The sequence below is a fragment of the Psychrosphaera sp. genome, from assembly GCF_982872775.1.
Map to the genome: position 1 here is coordinate 36,553 of NZ_CEYNSH010000016.1, position 14,452 is coordinate 51,004.

The window sequence follows — 14,452 nt, forward strand, 5'->3', positions numbered from 1 at the left end:
AGCTAAATTAATGCAACGAAGCAGGTTTTAAGTGGAAACTTGCTTCGCGGTATAAGTCATTTAGCTCGATAGGTTTACCTAGGTGCGCAACAAAGCCGCTTTCCATATAGCGTTTTACATCCGCTTCCATAACATTGGCCGTCAATGCAATGATTGGGGTACGGTTATCAAATTTTTGAATAGTTTTACACGCTTCAACGCCATCCATATTGGGCATTTGAATATCCATAAAAACAAGATCTGGCTGGTATTCTTTGAATTTTTTTACCGCTTCTATACCATCTTCTGCAACCACAATATTTGCTTTGGTTGGTCCCATCATCGCATTGAAAACGGTTTGATTGATTTTGTTATCTTCTGCTAACAAGATTGTTTTGTTGCTTAAATCAGGGGTTGAGTACTCTTTTCTACGTGTCTTCTTAACTTCTTCAACTTGGGTTTCTTTTAGTGGAAGACTGACCTCAAACTCAGTGCCCTTACCAAGCTCACTTGATACTTTAATGTCACCTGCCATCAAGTCCACCAACTGTTTAGTTATAGCCATGCCCAACCCTGTGCCCCCATAACGGCGAGTTGTGCTGCTATCAGCTTGCTCAAATCGATTGAATAACCCCTCCTGCATCTTTTTGGACATCCCGATACCAGAATCTTTAACAATAATAGAGACGTTTCGGCTTTCCTCTGAACGAATACCAAGGGAAACGTAACCTTCATCTGTGAACTTAACTGCGTTGGATAACAAATTTAGTATGATTTGTTTGACCCGAACAGGATCGCCCAACCATGCTTTTCGCCCTTCATACCCTATGTCTATATCAACTAGTACACCTTTCGACTCTGCTTGTGGGCTTAATTCCGCGACAACACCTGATGCAATCTCTGCCAAATCAAGCGGAATTTCTTCAAGTTTCAATTGACCCGCTTCAATCTTAGAAAAGTCTAATATGTCATTCACAATCGTTAATAACATTTTGCTTGAAAGCACTCCCTTTTCAACTAATTCCATTGATTCGGCTGGAATAGGTTGACGTTGAAGGATTTGTAATGTGCCCAATATACCATTCATTGGCGTACGAATTTCATGACTCATATTTGCCAAAAACGCGCCTTTAGCCTTTTCTGACTCCTCGGCACGTCGCTTTTGCTGATTGAGGTCTTCTATTTGACTCGTGATAGTGACAGCCATACCGTCCACGGTTTTGAATAATTTATCGAATTCAACGAATTCAGAAGACTGTCCCGAAGCCGAGTAGTCTCCTTTAGATATCTTTTCCGTTAATTTTTCTAACTGACGGACAGGATGTATGAGGCGCTTCGTAAACCCACTGAGATATATTTGTAAAAAAACAAACAAAACTATAACTAATGCACTCGAGTAGAGGATAGATAGATAAACACTTTTGGTAAAATATGACTCTAAATGCTTAACTTTAAGCCCTAAATCGACACCAAAAGTACTGGGGTTGACCACTTTTAAATCATAGGAGATAGCCCTTTCGGACTCACTCACTTCTCGACCAAATTGAAACCATGGAAAGCCTTCTACTCTTAGCAACGCTTGTGAATGACTCAATCGATTATCCAAATCAACAAAGAGTGCGGGGTTTAACAACAAAAATAAAACCGCCGTTTTTTCATAAGGCGTAACTATAGAGGCATTACTTTTTAACAAGGGTATCGCGAAGAACAAGCTCCCTTTTGATTCTGGTTGCAAAACACCAAACGGTTTATTTACATATTTAAATTTAACGCCTTTTTGAATAAAAGAGTCGCTCAATTGTGCTTTGGTATATTCGCTCAATTCTGGGAATGAGACTTTAAGAGCCTCAATTGGAAAGCCTTCCACAACAAATTCACTGCCATCTAGAATAAATGCAGCGTCTATAAATTCATTACTTTCGACCACCCTTTTCAACTCTCGAAACGCATATTGAGTATAAAGTAGGTTGTTTGGTAACTCTGCCAACACTTTATTTGTCGCCAAAAATGACAATTGATGACGCTGTTTAGTCAACTCACTTTGAATATCTAAAGCAAGGGAACGTGCATGTCTTGCAACATCTTCTTTTGCGATTGACATTGATTTGTTATAGCTGTCAAAACCAAAACCGGCTAAACATAAAAGTAAAAGTACCAGAATCGCTACTGGTAGCTTACCTCTTAACTCAGTTACCACACTACGTTTAGTTGCCATTTACATTCTCAATCGATTTTTCAGTGATGACTTGCATATATTCCGCAGCAGTTTGCGCATCAAATACATCGGCTAAATAACGGTTCAGGCCCTTTAACAATGCCTCCCAAACTATCGCCATTTCATGTTCATTCGGCATCGGGTTGGAGCTTTGTAATTGTGCAAACATGATACTAAAGTCATGGTTACCCTCTTTTTCTATGTTTGCTAACGTTTTGTTGTTAGTCGGAATTGAATTCAAATCCGACCAAATAAGCGTCTGTATATCTTCTCGCTGTAAAAACTCGGCCAACTTTTTAAGTGGCTCCGCTTTAGGCCCCTGTAATCCTTGGTTTGGAAACGCTAGTGTATGGGATGAAAAGTATGACTTCATTTTTTTGTCACCCAAACGAGGTAAAGCAGCAACCCCTAGGTTATCACCAAGTGCCTTTTTGTAGGCTTGATACTCCCAAACACCATTAATTGCCATGGCTAAACTTTGTGCTTTGAAGCGGTTGTTAACACAGTTATATTCGCAGTTGGTATCAATGATCCGCTGATCAAGAAAACGTTGGTACCATTCTAACGTTTGGGCCATTTGGGGCGTGTTTAAGGTCGGTTTACCCTCACTAAACGGCACAGAATCAAATGCGCCAAGAAAAGGTATAAACCAATACATTTCATAGTAGCTCCATGCAATAAAGTCTTTTGGATTACTAAATTGGTTGCGTTGCAAGAGCAGTTCTTCCCAATTACTCGGCACTTGCTCAATCATACTCTTGTTGTAAAACAGGACTAAGTGATTACCAAAAACAATTGGTATTCCTTTTAATTGATCATTTACTTCTGCACTTTTTAAAGCTTGTTTGTATAGGTTTGGAGAGATTATTTCATTTGGAATAGAACTGACATTGATCTGTTTAAGACCTAAAAAGTCAGAAGGTACGATAATGGCATCAGGAAGTTGCTGAACATTAGAACGCTGGATCAATTCGGATTTTAATTCATTATTTTTAAATGCCTTAATGACAACTTTAACACCCGTCTCGGCAGTGAACTGGGACAAAATTGTGCTAAATGAATAGGTTTCTAATCCATAGGCTAACGTAATAGACTGCTGCTTTGCCAGCAGCACGTGTGGTGCGCAGAAAACGCTGAATACAATCAAAAAGGTAGAAATTTTAGTTACTATCGCCTTCACAGCATCGACACCCTTGTCAAAACCAATACTTTAATATAGTTGCATTTTATTTTAATAACCAGATATTTATGTATCAATTTCATACATAAGTGGCCAACCCATATTCAGTTTTGTAGAAGGACATGTCCGAATTATTTAAATATACGTTTGGCGCATACAAAGGCAATATCAACACACTTAGTGAAAGCGCTGAGAGTAGCGCAATGTTGATAAACAGAATTGAAGGAAATGAACATGTCGTTAATACAACAAATTTTTGAAAATAAACCTACAAATGAAAAAGAAGTGGAACTGACTGAATGTAATTATACTGATGATTATTATGGAGATCAGGTTTGTCTAACACGTAAAGTAGACATATCCAATTTCGATTTATAACAATTTAAAACATGCACTCTTGATTCAATCGGCCAGAGTGCATGTTTTTCTTAAATTAAGGGAAACTATATCGAGCAATACGCCCCATCACTTCACCAAATTGTTTGAAGATATTACCGTTATTGTATTGAACGCCGTATTTCTTACAAACTGCCTGAATCTTTGGAGCGACCTCTGAGTAACGATAAGAAGGCATAGTCGGAAACAAGTGGTGTTCTATTTGATGACTCAAGTTACCACTCAAAATATGGAATAACTTACCACCTTTAATATTGGACGAGCCCAATATTTGACGATAATACCAGTGCCCTTGCGATTCATTGTGAAGTACGCTGCGGTCAAAAATATGTGAATCTTTAGTAAAATGGCCACAGAATATAATCAAATATGTCCACAAGTTTCGAATCAAGTTAGCCGTTAAGTTACCCAAAATAACAGGAATAAACATAGGACCAGCAATAACTGGAAAAAACACATAGTCTTTAAACAATTGGCCAAACATTTTTTTGTAAGCCGGTCTGTCTTCATTGATGAACTCTTTGAAGGTGACCTTGCCCAAGAACAATCGCCCTAACCTTAAATTCTGTAGTGCAACGCCCCACTGGAATAACATCGCAAAAATAACCGCATAAAAGGGCTGAAATAAAAAGGCTGGGGTCCACTTTTGTTCTTTAAATATACGTAAAATGGAATAGCCGATATCATGGTCCTTACCTTTTACGTTGGTATAAGTATGATGTGAATAGTTATGTGTTTCGCGCCAATTATCTGCGGTACCGGCAATATCCCACTCATAAGTATTACCATTAAATCGCTCGTCATTCATAAAGTTATACTGCCCATGAATCACGTTATGACCTAATTCCATGTTTTCCATGATTTTAGAGAGTGCAAGTAAAGCAGTACCCAAAAACCAAAACGGCGGAAACCAAGAAAGCATAAGGAACACTCGACCGGTAATACCAGAGTAACGAACGACTTTTTCAATACGTCTGATATAGCGTGCGTCCTCTTGACCCACTTTCGCCATTGTCTCGTCTTTAATCGCATTTATCTCGGCAGCAAAGGCATCATAATTCATAGTTCTAACTCCATTTCGCGACCAGGGAATGTGGTACATAACTGAATCGTCTTATTCACACCATTTAAAATAGAACTCGGTGCTACCCGGCAAGTGCACTGGTGACAGATTCCTTGTTTACAGCCGTATTGAGGCTTTAACCCTGCATTTAAAAGACTATCCAGCAGTGGAATTTGGTTAGATACAATTAGCTCTTTACCTGACTCAAGAAGTTTGATTGTTACTTCTTTCTTTTCGCTACTCGAAGAAGACAAAGGAGTGGAACTAAAGTTTTCGACTGAACATTCATGTTTCACGTCTAACTCTTTTAACAATAACTGTACTTTTTCATTGAAAGAGGCTGAGCCACAAGAAAATACCTTATCCTCGTCTTTTACTACCTCTGAAAAAGGCGCAACATCACTGTTTTTGCTGGTTAAGTATCCGCGACCGCCGACGATACGTGCACGACCATCGGTAAAGGCATGACTTTGACGAATTTCCTTGAACAGAGGACCATCAATGGATTGCCTAATTCCTTCATCTGGTAAGCGTGTTAGATACAGCAGTTTAGCGTTTGGGTTAGTTTTTTGGGCGTTTAAAAATAACGGCCACACCGCGGTGATGCCAATACCTCCGGCAATGAATACGTTAAATGCCTGCTTATCACTCTCACCAAAAGGCTTGGAAACATCTAAGACATCACCGACCTTGACCGAGGACCTAATTGCATTGCTGACTTCACCTTGTACCTTTATGAAAAGTTCAATTAAGCCCTTTTTAGTTGGTAAATTTGAGATCGAATAACAACGTTCTCTACCAATTGCGTCAATCAGTACTTTCAAACGTAAGTGCTGGCCTACTCTAAACTCACCAAATGACTTGCTTGGCTTAAGCACAAGTTTAACAACATCATCAATAATGTGTTTGTCTAATACTTTTACGGTTGGTGTTTGAGTCTGGTAATTAATCTTTAATTGCTTTAGCCAAAAGTCCAAGGATTGAGGCAACGCCGAAGCGTTCCAAAGACGATGAATCACTTTTTTCACTTTATCTAGGTTTCCTAATTAACATGGCAAATCACCACGGTCGGGATTATACACAAAAATATACAAGTGTATATAAATGTGTATATAAATTTACTGACCCTTTTTTGCCTGTTCCCAGCATTTAGCCAGCGCGGCAAAATAAATCCGCTAGTAAATCCAAGCCATGTATGAAAAAATACCGTTATTATTTGGTACAGAAGAAGTCTTTGTTTTGAAAAACGTCGGAAGAAAAGCCTCCATAAACAGTCAAGAAATTATTGATGCTGCGATTTCATTATCTGGCCCAGAGAGAAGCATTTCGTCCCTGAGTCTGCGCGAAGTGACTCGTGAAGCAGGCATTGCTCCGAATAGTTTTTATCGCCATTTTAAAGACATGGAAGCACTCAATATCGCAGTCATCGAGTTGGCCGGTAAGCACCTTCGCACTATCATTAGAGACGCTCGTCGACTGATCATTAATGAAAAATCAGTCGTACGTGTTTCTGTAGAGTGTTTCTTTAATGAAATGAACAAAGAAGGTTCCTCTCTGCCTATATTACTCAGAGAAGGGACGGTTGGTTCGGGTAATTTTCAGGCTGCAATCAAAGATCAGTTGGACTTTTTTGCTAGTGAGTTGCAAACCGATTTAGTCAAAGCCAATGAAATTAATACTAAATACATAACTGAAGATACCGATGTAGTTGCCAAAGCAATTACACAACTCGTGTTTGCAATGGGCGGCATTGCGCTAAATGCAGAAGCCGATCAGCTCGAGTCAATGATTGAAGAAACCGTGAAAATGGTTAAATTCATTCTAAAGGGTGCTTCAAAACCGATACAAGATTAGTTCGATTCACTACCTAAGCGAATCCGCTCTCTAAATTGACCAATAGATACCTCATCACCTTGCATCAAAACTGGCACCAAGTGTAATTCGTCACCTTCGACCCAAAAAATAGCATTTTGATCGTATTTATGAGCTAGCCCAACGGCTGCCGGCTTAGATATTTGGACTATAAAGCTGGGTTCTTGATGGGTAAGGTCTGGGGAAGCTCCAATAACAGTATGATGTAGCACATTTTCAAGCTCTGATCGCAAAGCATCATTTTGCGACTCGTTTTGCTTAAGAGGTTGGCTTTTGCCTTGTGGATTAAACGCCGTAATAATAGCAAAAGGGTTAGGTAACGCTTGTACTTCATCTAACAAAAACACGGTATTGCTATACAAATTTAACAACTCGCTATTCGAATATTCCATATCCGCCTCCTTCGGCATATTAACACCTTAATATAAGAGTGTAATTGGTATTAAACTAGCCAATTACACTCTTTTGCACGACGTTACGTTCATTTACGCACGAGATACAAACTTTACCTCTTCGGTATTTACTTTGATCTTGTCCCCCGAACTGATGTGTTCAGGGACTTGTACTACCAAGCCCGTTGTTAATGTTGCCGGTTTGGTACGGGCAGTAGCAGAGCCGCCTTTTAGCGCTGGCGCCGTTTCCGTAATCTCCAGTTCAACGGTTAGCGGTAACTCAATAGTAGCTGGCGTATCATCAATTACCAACATAAGAAGCCCTTGAGTTTCTTCATTAATAAATTGTAATTGATCTTCAATCGTCTCTTTATTGAGGTGATATGGCGTATAATCTTCATTGTCCATAAACACGTATTCGTCACCGTCTGTATAAGAGAACATAACCGGTCGTCGGGATAAATCCGCCATAGTCAACATATCAGAGTCTTTAAACGTCTCATCAATTTTGCCGCCCGTGACGACATCATACATACGCATGCGGTATAGGCTGCCACCGGCCCTTCCCTGTGGAACAGAACGCTCAATATCTTTAATTAATACAACACGGCCATTGTGCTCAATAGCGGCATTCTTTTTTATCTCACTTGCCTTAGGCATAGTTTACTCCAACGATAATATTAATTTTTTCAATAACAGGCTGAGTTTAAGGCTTATAGTATCGAGATAAAAGTGAATTTTATTTTGTAATCACAATACCTTGTACTCTTAGAGCCAAAATTTATTACGTGTAATCTTTTAGACAACTTAAGTCGTATAAATGCGGCTCGTGGTACATGGCAAACCCAAAACGCAGTCGGTCGCCTCGATAGTCGGTTTTCACATTGTGTTTTTCCAAAAAGCGAGCAAGCTCTGTTACCTCTTCCTTTGGCATTTTAAATGTCATGAAATGACCGTGATTGGCGTCATTTAATTTACCATCACCAAACTCTATTCGCCCCTCATCCTGAGGATGACGTCTTGTCTCAGCAAGGCTATCGTACAAATGACATTGTAATAAATGAGCACGATTCAAATATGGGTGGTCCAAATCATCTATGATTTGTAAAAAAGCCTGCTGACAAGCCAGAATGTATTTATGTATTTGACTTACCGTCACACCATCTTGCTTTAGGAGACTCAAAACAGCATGTAATCGATACATTGCTGACATATCCATGGTCGCCCCAGCGAACTGTTGTCCACCTTTTGCGTAGGCAACTTGATTAGCGGTACGGTTGTGTAAATCACCAAACTCAGCAAACCAGCCAGTGTATATTGGCTCAAATTGACCATCAGGTACAACAGCGAAACACGCGCCCTCTCCGCCTTGGGCATATTTATAACTACCCGACAGATAAAACACTTGTTGCTCAATGTCACTTAAGTCAGTAGGAATCGCCATGAACCCATGGTAACCATCTATTGTAATTAGACTTTTTGACGGTAATGTGCGTACAAATTCGGTGAGATTCTGAATCGCGTACCCCGAATTAAAGAAGACTTGGCTGCAGAAAATCCAATCAAATTCGCTCTCATTGGCAGCGTCAGCGAATCGTTGTTCAAACGTTGCAAATGGTTCGGTTGGGATGCGCGTAACTTCAACTAACTCGGCTTGCTGCCATCGCTCCGATTGACGTTGAAATGAGTAAAATTCACTGTCTGTGGTTAATATTTTTAGTTTGTTGTCTGGGCTGACGTCAAATGAAGTAAAAATTCGGTACAAGAGCTCGTGAGTATTAGGGGCAAAAACGATTCGATCTGGCTTTGTAATACCAAGAAAACCCGCAATTAGGCTTTGACACTCCGGCATTTTTTTCGAAAAAATATAGTCCCATTTATCGTCCGCCATTTGAGCCGTGTCATCCCAATACTCTAACATTGCGTCTCTCGTGACATCTGGCCAATAATGATGACTATGACAAGCAAAATGTTGAATCCCAGGACGCGCGCTTAAAAATTGTTGATAATACTGCTGGTACATATTCCCTTCACTTGAATCTAAAAATGTCGTTAATCAGCCTATTCAATCAATCATTAACTTGCAACTGTTTCCTCGGACGGCAAGTTATCTTGGTGAGTAAAGTTTGCGCTACAAAAGTGGGATTGCTTGTTGCGAAGAGCAGATTCAGTTAACCTGTAGTCACTCTTATTCCCCTTATATTTGACAGTTCATGCGTTTAAAAACTCTTCTTGTCGCCTTAACAATTAACCTTTTGGTAATTTCCAGTGCGAATGCAGATCAAGATGCCAATAAAAACACATTGAGCAATGGTGAATACCTCAGCTCATTAGACACCGCTCGTGGTTTTAATCAGATTGCTCAACACCCAATTTCACCGCAACAAAAAAAAGAAATATTTGCACCTGTTTTAAGGCTTTTTGACGGGATGCGTGAACACAACAAAGCCAAAATGATCAGTGCTTTTGCAGAAAAAGCAAGCATTATTAGGGCGTCGCGAAGCGGTCAGTTAAAGTACACAGACGTCGTCGGATTTGCCGATAGTATTGCCAAACGCAAAAATGACATGATGGACGAGAGAATCATCAACTACCGTATCCAACAGTTTGACAATTTAGCTTCAATTTGGACCTATTTTGTATTTTATTACAATGGAAAAATTAGTCACTGCGGTGTAAACGCTATTCAAGTGGTCAAGTTTGAAAAAGAGTGGAAAATCGGCAGCCTAATGGACACTGCGGCGAAAGGTTCATGTGAGGAGTTTATTTTAGACTATGAGTTTAACGGTAAGCCCTAATTAACCATAACAGCCAACCTCGCATCATTACACTCGATGTGTTGAGGAGCAGCAAGGGCCAGGACTCTTCAAAAGGAATCGTAAGCGCAAATAACAAGGTGCTTATGTCTTTAATAATAATGCTTTTGAATAGACTGCCGGACAAGTCTCCAGCTTGCTTTGTTTTAAGTAGAATTAGGCACTGGTGCAATGTTCCTTGAATTAATAAAAAGGTAACCAGCAACATTAGTGCAGTAGTGCCAATTTGAGCAAGTGCTTCATAAGGCCGGCCAAGTACAGACAACAAACCCATCAACAACAATGCAGCCATTATGGCAACTACACTTAGATTCATTTTGGTCGGTCGGTCTTGCCAAATCCGATATAAAATCACTAGCAACAAAATTAATGCACCAAGCCTTGTCCAAAACAGATAATGGTTAAAGGTCGTCAGTGCAATAGCAAAAACAAAGTTAGCGTAAAAAGCGAGATAACTGGATGTAAACTGGTTGACTGATAAGCTTCTGGTCGAGGTTTTTCCTTCATTACGCCGAGTCTCAATGACCATTATCTGTTGATAAAGGCCATACCAGGTCATCAAAAATAAAGCGGCACTCAGTACCCCTAACAGGTGATATAAACTCATTATTTTTACTTTATTATCGGTAACAAACTCGAGTACTCGTCGCTCCAAATCAAGCGCTCGCCACTCGTATCAAAGCGCTCATATTGACTCTTCAAGTCGACAGCACCAATTATCTTTGGTATCTCAGCTTGACTTAAAAATACCCAATCGACCGCATATGGGTTACTTGAAGAGTCTGGTGTATGAACGTATTGAGCGTTTAGTTTGAGTTCTGCCGCCAAATTGGCTAATACAGGACGTAAATCTAAATAACTATTAGAAATGTGAAACGCTAAAACGCCATTGTCGGCCAACAAAGATGAATAAAGTTGAAGCGCTTCTTGCGTTATTAGGTGGACAGGAATTGCATCACTTGAAAACGCGTCAATAACCATTAGATCGAACTTGTCTGTACTACGGTTTAAACCTGGTCTTAATTCAATCGACGAAGAAGCGGCTACTTGTTCTTCTAATAGTTCCTGATACTTAGACAGACTCTGTCTTGCATCACCAACCTGAACCGTTATCTTTGCCTTAGAGGTCGATAGAAAATCAAAATAATTATTCGCCACTTCAACAACTTGAGGGTTTAATTCGAAAAAATGATATCTGTCTTCGGCTTTTCCGTAATGTGCCAACGCACCAACCCCTAGTCCCACTAACGCGACGTTTTTAGCGTTGTTGTTCCAATCACTGTTTAGTAGCTGTCCAATTCCCGTTTCATAACGATAGTAACTGCGTGGCTGCGGCACTAAAGACCCATCCAGTCGTTGATTGCCGTGAGCGGTATAGCCATCAATAAGTCGTCGTTCTACCACTCCATCTTCAAGTTCGATATCTTTTACCGCGATTGCAGTATAGAAGTTTCTATCTTGATATATGTTGTATTGATTAAATTGGCCATTAATAAACCAGCATAAGGCCAAAAAGCCCATAGCGGCAATCGCCACAACGGCACGAAAAATATAATTGGCCTTAGGTACTAACACCAAAAATATCAAAATACCGCCTAACGCAACTAAAAACTCTATGTACTGATCAAACAGATACGTTGCGCCCCAAGCCGTTATCAAACTGCCACACACGCCGCCAATTGCTAGATACAAATAAAAGCTAGTCAAATATGTTGTGTCAGGTCGACTCTGATAAAGCTCTCCATGACAAATCATACAGCCAGTAAACAAGACGACCAGATACATGACTATTTGACTCAACAAACCAAATTGCGAACCAATATAAAACAATAAAACCCCAATGAAGGCACATATTGTAAAGACCACGGCCCAATAAATTCGATGATATGACTTCGGCAGACTAAACGTCAGGATATAGGTCAACAAGTACAGCGCCAGAGGTAATGTCCACAAAAACGGTATCGGTGGCACGTTGTAGGTCAAACTACTTGTTGTGGAAACAAGTAAAACGACACCTAAAGCCGACAATCCCAACCACCGCGTTTTCATCATCCAGTTAGGCTTGGCGGGTACACTAACGTTGCCCCGATGCTCTGTGGCTTCTGAGGTTGTATTCTTGGATAAATATGACTCGCTCTGATCGTTTCTAATCTGTGAATTGACAGACATCAACCTAAGGCAAAGAGCACTTACCAAAGCGGCAAATAACAAGTAGGCTCCCTGCCAAAAAACAGTTTGAACGGACAATAAAAATGAAGACTCGATGACTAAGGGATAGCTAAATAGCGCGATAAAAGCACCAATATTTGACGCACCATAAAGTGCGTAGGCGTTGTTATCTCGACTTATTTGGGCAAACCAGTTCTGTAACAAAGGTGCGGTTGTTGATAGCAAGAAAAAAGGTAAGCCTATGTTCTCAAATAGTCGTAAAAAAATATCTAAAAATGGTGAGTTTGGAAAATTCGCTAAGGAAATGATCGGTGACTGAGCTGTCATTTGCACAAGTATTATCAAGGAAATAAACGAAACGAGTGCAAGATGTGTCCACAACTGAGTTTGAAGTTTTAAAAATCGACCTAGTCCATAAGCATAGGCATAACCTATCAGTAAAAAACTCTGGAAAAACACCATACAAGCCGTCCAAACAGCACTTCCACCGCCATAATTTGGCAACAGGACTTTGGCAAATAAGGGTTGAATAACAAATAATAATAAAGCGCTAAGTAAAATAGTCGCAACAAAGCTAACGTTAAGGTATGAAGGCTTCAAGATAGTGTCTCTAAACGAAAAAGATAAGATAAAACAGTTAGTGCTCAATGATATAGATCTCGTTAATAAAGGTCACTTAAATAATCAAGTGCAGCGCGATGTGATGTCTAATTTGTAGCAATGGTTTTCGAATAAAGAAGTTAAGATTGGGTAATTTAAGTTGTTTAGAAACAAGAAAGCGAACCCGAAGGTTCGCCTCTATGTGCTTATGTTACCAATTTATACTCTTTGGAATAGAGTTTACCGTGTTACGACACCGCGTCTTTGTTCTTATTTTGATAGTATTTATACAGCCCAATAACTGAGGCCGCTATCCAAAATAGTTCGATAACAAAGCTCGCAAGGTTGAAGTTGTAACACAGGCTGATAAGCAACAAAATTGCCCCTGTCAAATTCATCATATTGTATTTTAAACCAGTCGGTGAGACTTTGTTTAATTGCAATAGGAAGAACGCGCCGACAACCAAAAAGGTGCCAGACATACCTATGACGTCAAAAATGATATCAATCATTTTCCAAACTCCGGAAATATACAATGATCCAAGAGGCTGGCCCAATTCCGTGGGAAGGATCATTCTCAGTCCATGAAACAGCGTATCTTTGTGTGAGGACATCTTGTCCTCTAAAGAACCGGGTCGAGGGGACCCGCTGTTCGAACCGAGGAGTATAACAAGCCATCAAATAAAACTGCAAGTGCTTTGATGGCTTTTAAGCTTAGTTGGGTAAATTAAAGTCCATTTGAATTTTAAAGCCTTTTGCTAGAACAGGTTTACCATCTTCAAATCGAGGAGAGTAACGCCATTGTTTTAGCGCATTATGTGCGGCATTGATAAAGCGGCGGTCACCGTCATGACCGATATTTTTTATATTGGTCATAAAACCCTGTTCATCAATATCAAAACTAAACTGAGCGTGACCCTCTTTTCCTTGTTTGGCTAATGAAATAGGATAAACAGGTTCTACCCGATATAAAGGAACTGGTGCGGCTGAATTTGCCCACGGCGTTGTGCGGCCAATTTCGACACTCATAGCCGTAGCTTTTTCATCTTGACCTGACTTTGCGTAAGCCTGAACTAAAAACGCTCGAGCGGCGGCCGCAAATTTATGTGGTTTACCACTAGCTTCAACAATTTCTAGTACCCTTAGAAAAGGTGCTGTGCTTTTTTCAGGTTTGCCCGTCGATAAATAATATCTACCCAAGGTGAAATTAGGTTCAATTAAACCGAAGTCATTTGAAGGAAGTAATTCCTCTAGCTTTTCTACTGCCGAAATCATCCTGCGGCTTTTTCTATCACCACGATAAAGGTAGCTTTCTGCTAGCTTTACACGTAACAGTTCAGCATAAATCGGTTGTGACTCCTCTAGTGAGTCAATCACATCGTTTGCCTTACGCTGATAATCCTTTGCCGTTTTACCAGCTGTCCAAGGTGCTTTTTGTGCTCCAAGCGTGTACAACTGACCCACTTGTAAACTGTTTTCGCCGTACTTTTCTTTATAAGCAGGTAAGGCGCCTTCAATCAGCTTAATTGGTGTTTTGTCTCTATTGTCCGCAATATTGGCAAAGTTAACCGCCAACACCGCACAATCAAAACTCTCCTCACCAAAGAATTGGCAACCTAATTCAAAAGAGTTTCTCGCCAACGTATACATCCCCATACGCCGACCTGAGCTAATCCCCTCTTTATAAGCATCATAGGCCTCTTTGAAGGCAGCAAATTGTTGTGCCGAAATCTCATCCATCGCATTAGTGGGCTGAGCATTGACCTTTGC

General features: G+C 40.2%; 13 protein-coding genes. 2 read left to right on the forward strand and 11 right to left on the reverse strand.

What is annotated here, in order from left to right; translation table 11 throughout:
- Positions 1–7: 7 nt before the first annotated feature.
- The 4 genes from AC4E96_RS06625 to AC4E96_RS06640 form a co-directional block, all read right to left on the reverse strand.
- Complete coding sequence (locus AC4E96_RS06625; RefSeq protein ID WP_490255278.1) at positions 8–2,194, reverse strand: ATP-binding protein; 2,187 nt, start codon at positions 2,192–2,194, stop codon at positions 8–10.
- A complete protein-coding gene (locus AC4E96_RS06630; RefSeq protein ID WP_490255279.1) occupies positions 2,184–3,374 on the reverse strand; it encodes a sugar ABC transporter substrate-binding protein in 1,191 nt (396 codons plus the stop codon). Before AC4E96_RS06630 ends, AC4E96_RS06625 begins: the two co-directional genes overlap by 11 nt.
- 433 nt (positions 3,375–3,807) lie before the next feature.
- Positions 3,808–4,833: a fatty acid desaturase family protein gene (locus AC4E96_RS06635; RefSeq protein ID WP_490255280.1), complete on the reverse strand. Its 1,026-nt coding sequence runs from the start codon at positions 4,831–4,833 to the stop codon at positions 3,808–3,810.
- Positions 4,830–5,861, reverse strand: coding sequence for an FAD-binding oxidoreductase (locus AC4E96_RS06640; protein ID WP_490255281.1), 1,032 nt, complete (start codon positions 5,859–5,861; stop codon positions 4,830–4,832). Before AC4E96_RS06640 ends, AC4E96_RS06635 begins: the two co-directional genes overlap by 4 nt.
- Before the next feature lie 163 nt (positions 5,862–6,024).
- Here AC4E96_RS06640 and fabR point away from each other — a divergent pair, with 163 nt between their 5' ends.
- A complete protein-coding gene (gene fabR / locus AC4E96_RS06645) occupies positions 6,025–6,687 on the forward strand; it encodes an HTH-type transcriptional repressor FabR (protein WP_488032725.1) in 663 nt (220 codons plus the stop codon).
- Here fabR and AC4E96_RS06650 read toward each other — a convergent pair.
- The 3 genes from AC4E96_RS06650 to AC4E96_RS06660 form a co-directional block, all read right to left on the reverse strand.
- Entirely contained in the window at positions 6,684–7,097 is a 414-nt protein-coding gene (locus AC4E96_RS06650; RefSeq protein ID WP_490255282.1) for a DUF3293 domain-containing protein, read from the reverse strand. The two genes, fabR and AC4E96_RS06650, sit on opposite strands and share 4 nt — an antisense overlap.
- Before the next feature lie 93 nt (positions 7,098–7,190).
- Complete coding sequence (gene efpL / locus AC4E96_RS06655; protein ID WP_488032727.1) at positions 7,191–7,757, reverse strand: elongation factor P-like protein EfpL; 567 nt, start codon at positions 7,755–7,757, stop codon at positions 7,191–7,193.
- 124 nt (positions 7,758–7,881) lie between these two features.
- The gene (locus AC4E96_RS06660; protein ID WP_490255283.1) at positions 7,882–9,018 is read right to left on the reverse strand and encodes an aminotransferase class V-fold PLP-dependent enzyme; all 1,137 of its coding nucleotides are present in this window, start codon (positions 9,016–9,018) and stop codon (positions 7,882–7,884) included.
- Between the two features lie 292 nt (positions 9,019–9,310).
- Between AC4E96_RS06660 and AC4E96_RS06665 the strand changes: the two genes are divergently transcribed.
- Positions 9,311–9,895: a nuclear transport factor 2 family protein gene (locus tag AC4E96_RS06665; RefSeq protein ID WP_490255284.1), complete on the forward strand. Its 585-nt coding sequence runs from the start codon at positions 9,311–9,313 to the stop codon at positions 9,893–9,895.
- On the opposite strand, the gene AC4E96_RS06670 is transcribed toward AC4E96_RS06665, so the two are convergent.
- The 4 genes from AC4E96_RS06670 to AC4E96_RS06685 all read right to left on the reverse strand — a co-directional run.
- Positions 9,879–10,520 carry a hypothetical protein gene (locus AC4E96_RS06670; protein ID WP_490255285.1) on the reverse strand — a complete coding sequence of 214 codons (642 nt, stop codon included), beginning with the start codon at positions 10,518–10,520 and terminating at the stop codon, positions 9,879–9,881. The genes AC4E96_RS06665 and AC4E96_RS06670 overlap by 17 nt on opposite strands.
- 5 nt (positions 10,521–10,525) lie before the next feature.
- Positions 10,526–12,682, reverse strand: a complete 2,157-nt coding sequence (locus AC4E96_RS06675; protein WP_490255286.1) for a spermidine synthase — start codon at positions 12,680–12,682, stop codon at positions 10,526–10,528.
- Positions 12,683–12,930: 248 nt separating this feature from the next.
- Positions 12,931–13,194, reverse strand: coding sequence for a CBU_0592 family membrane protein (locus tag AC4E96_RS06680; protein WP_488032732.1), 264 nt, complete (start codon positions 13,192–13,194; stop codon positions 12,931–12,933).
- 202 nt (positions 13,195–13,396) lie between these two features.
- Positions 13,397–14,452: TonB family protein (locus AC4E96_RS06685; RefSeq protein ID WP_490255287.1), on the reverse strand; the 1,056-nt coding region annotated here is incomplete at its 5' end.

What these genes read in the sequence shown, in the direction of transcription:
- AC4E96_RS06625 (WP_490255278.1), bottom strand. Translation starts at nt 2,194, where the DNA reads ATGGCAACTAAACGTAGTGTGGTAACTGAGTTAAGAGGTAAGCTACCA.
- AC4E96_RS06635 (WP_490255280.1), bottom strand. Translation starts at nt 4,833, where the DNA reads ATGAATTATGATGCCTTTGCTGCCGAGATAAATGCGATTAAAGACGAG.
- fabR (WP_488032725.1), top strand. Translation starts at nt 6,025, where the DNA reads ATGTATGAAAAAATACCGTTATTATTTGGTACAGAAGAAGTCTTTGTT.
- AC4E96_RS06650 (WP_490255282.1), bottom strand. Translation starts at nt 7,097, where the DNA reads ATGGAATATTCGAATAGCGAGTTGTTAAATTTGTATAGCAATACCGTG.
- efpL (WP_488032727.1), bottom strand. Translation starts at nt 7,757, where the DNA reads ATGCCTAAGGCAAGTGAGATAAAAAAGAATGCCGCTATTGAGCACAAT.
- AC4E96_RS06660 (WP_490255283.1), bottom strand. Translation starts at nt 9,018, where the DNA reads ATGTTAGAGTATTGGGATGACACGGCTCAAATGGCGGACGATAAATGG.
- AC4E96_RS06665 (WP_490255284.1), top strand. Translation starts at nt 9,311, where the DNA reads ATGCGTTTAAAAACTCTTCTTGTCGCCTTAACAATTAACCTTTTGGTA.
- AC4E96_RS06670 (WP_490255285.1), bottom strand. Translation starts at nt 10,520, where the DNA reads ATGAGTTTATATCACCTGTTAGGGGTACTGAGTGCCGCTTTATTTTTG.
- AC4E96_RS06680 (WP_488032732.1), bottom strand. Translation starts at nt 13,194, where the DNA reads ATGATTGATATCATTTTTGACGTCATAGGTATGTCTGGCACCTTTTTG.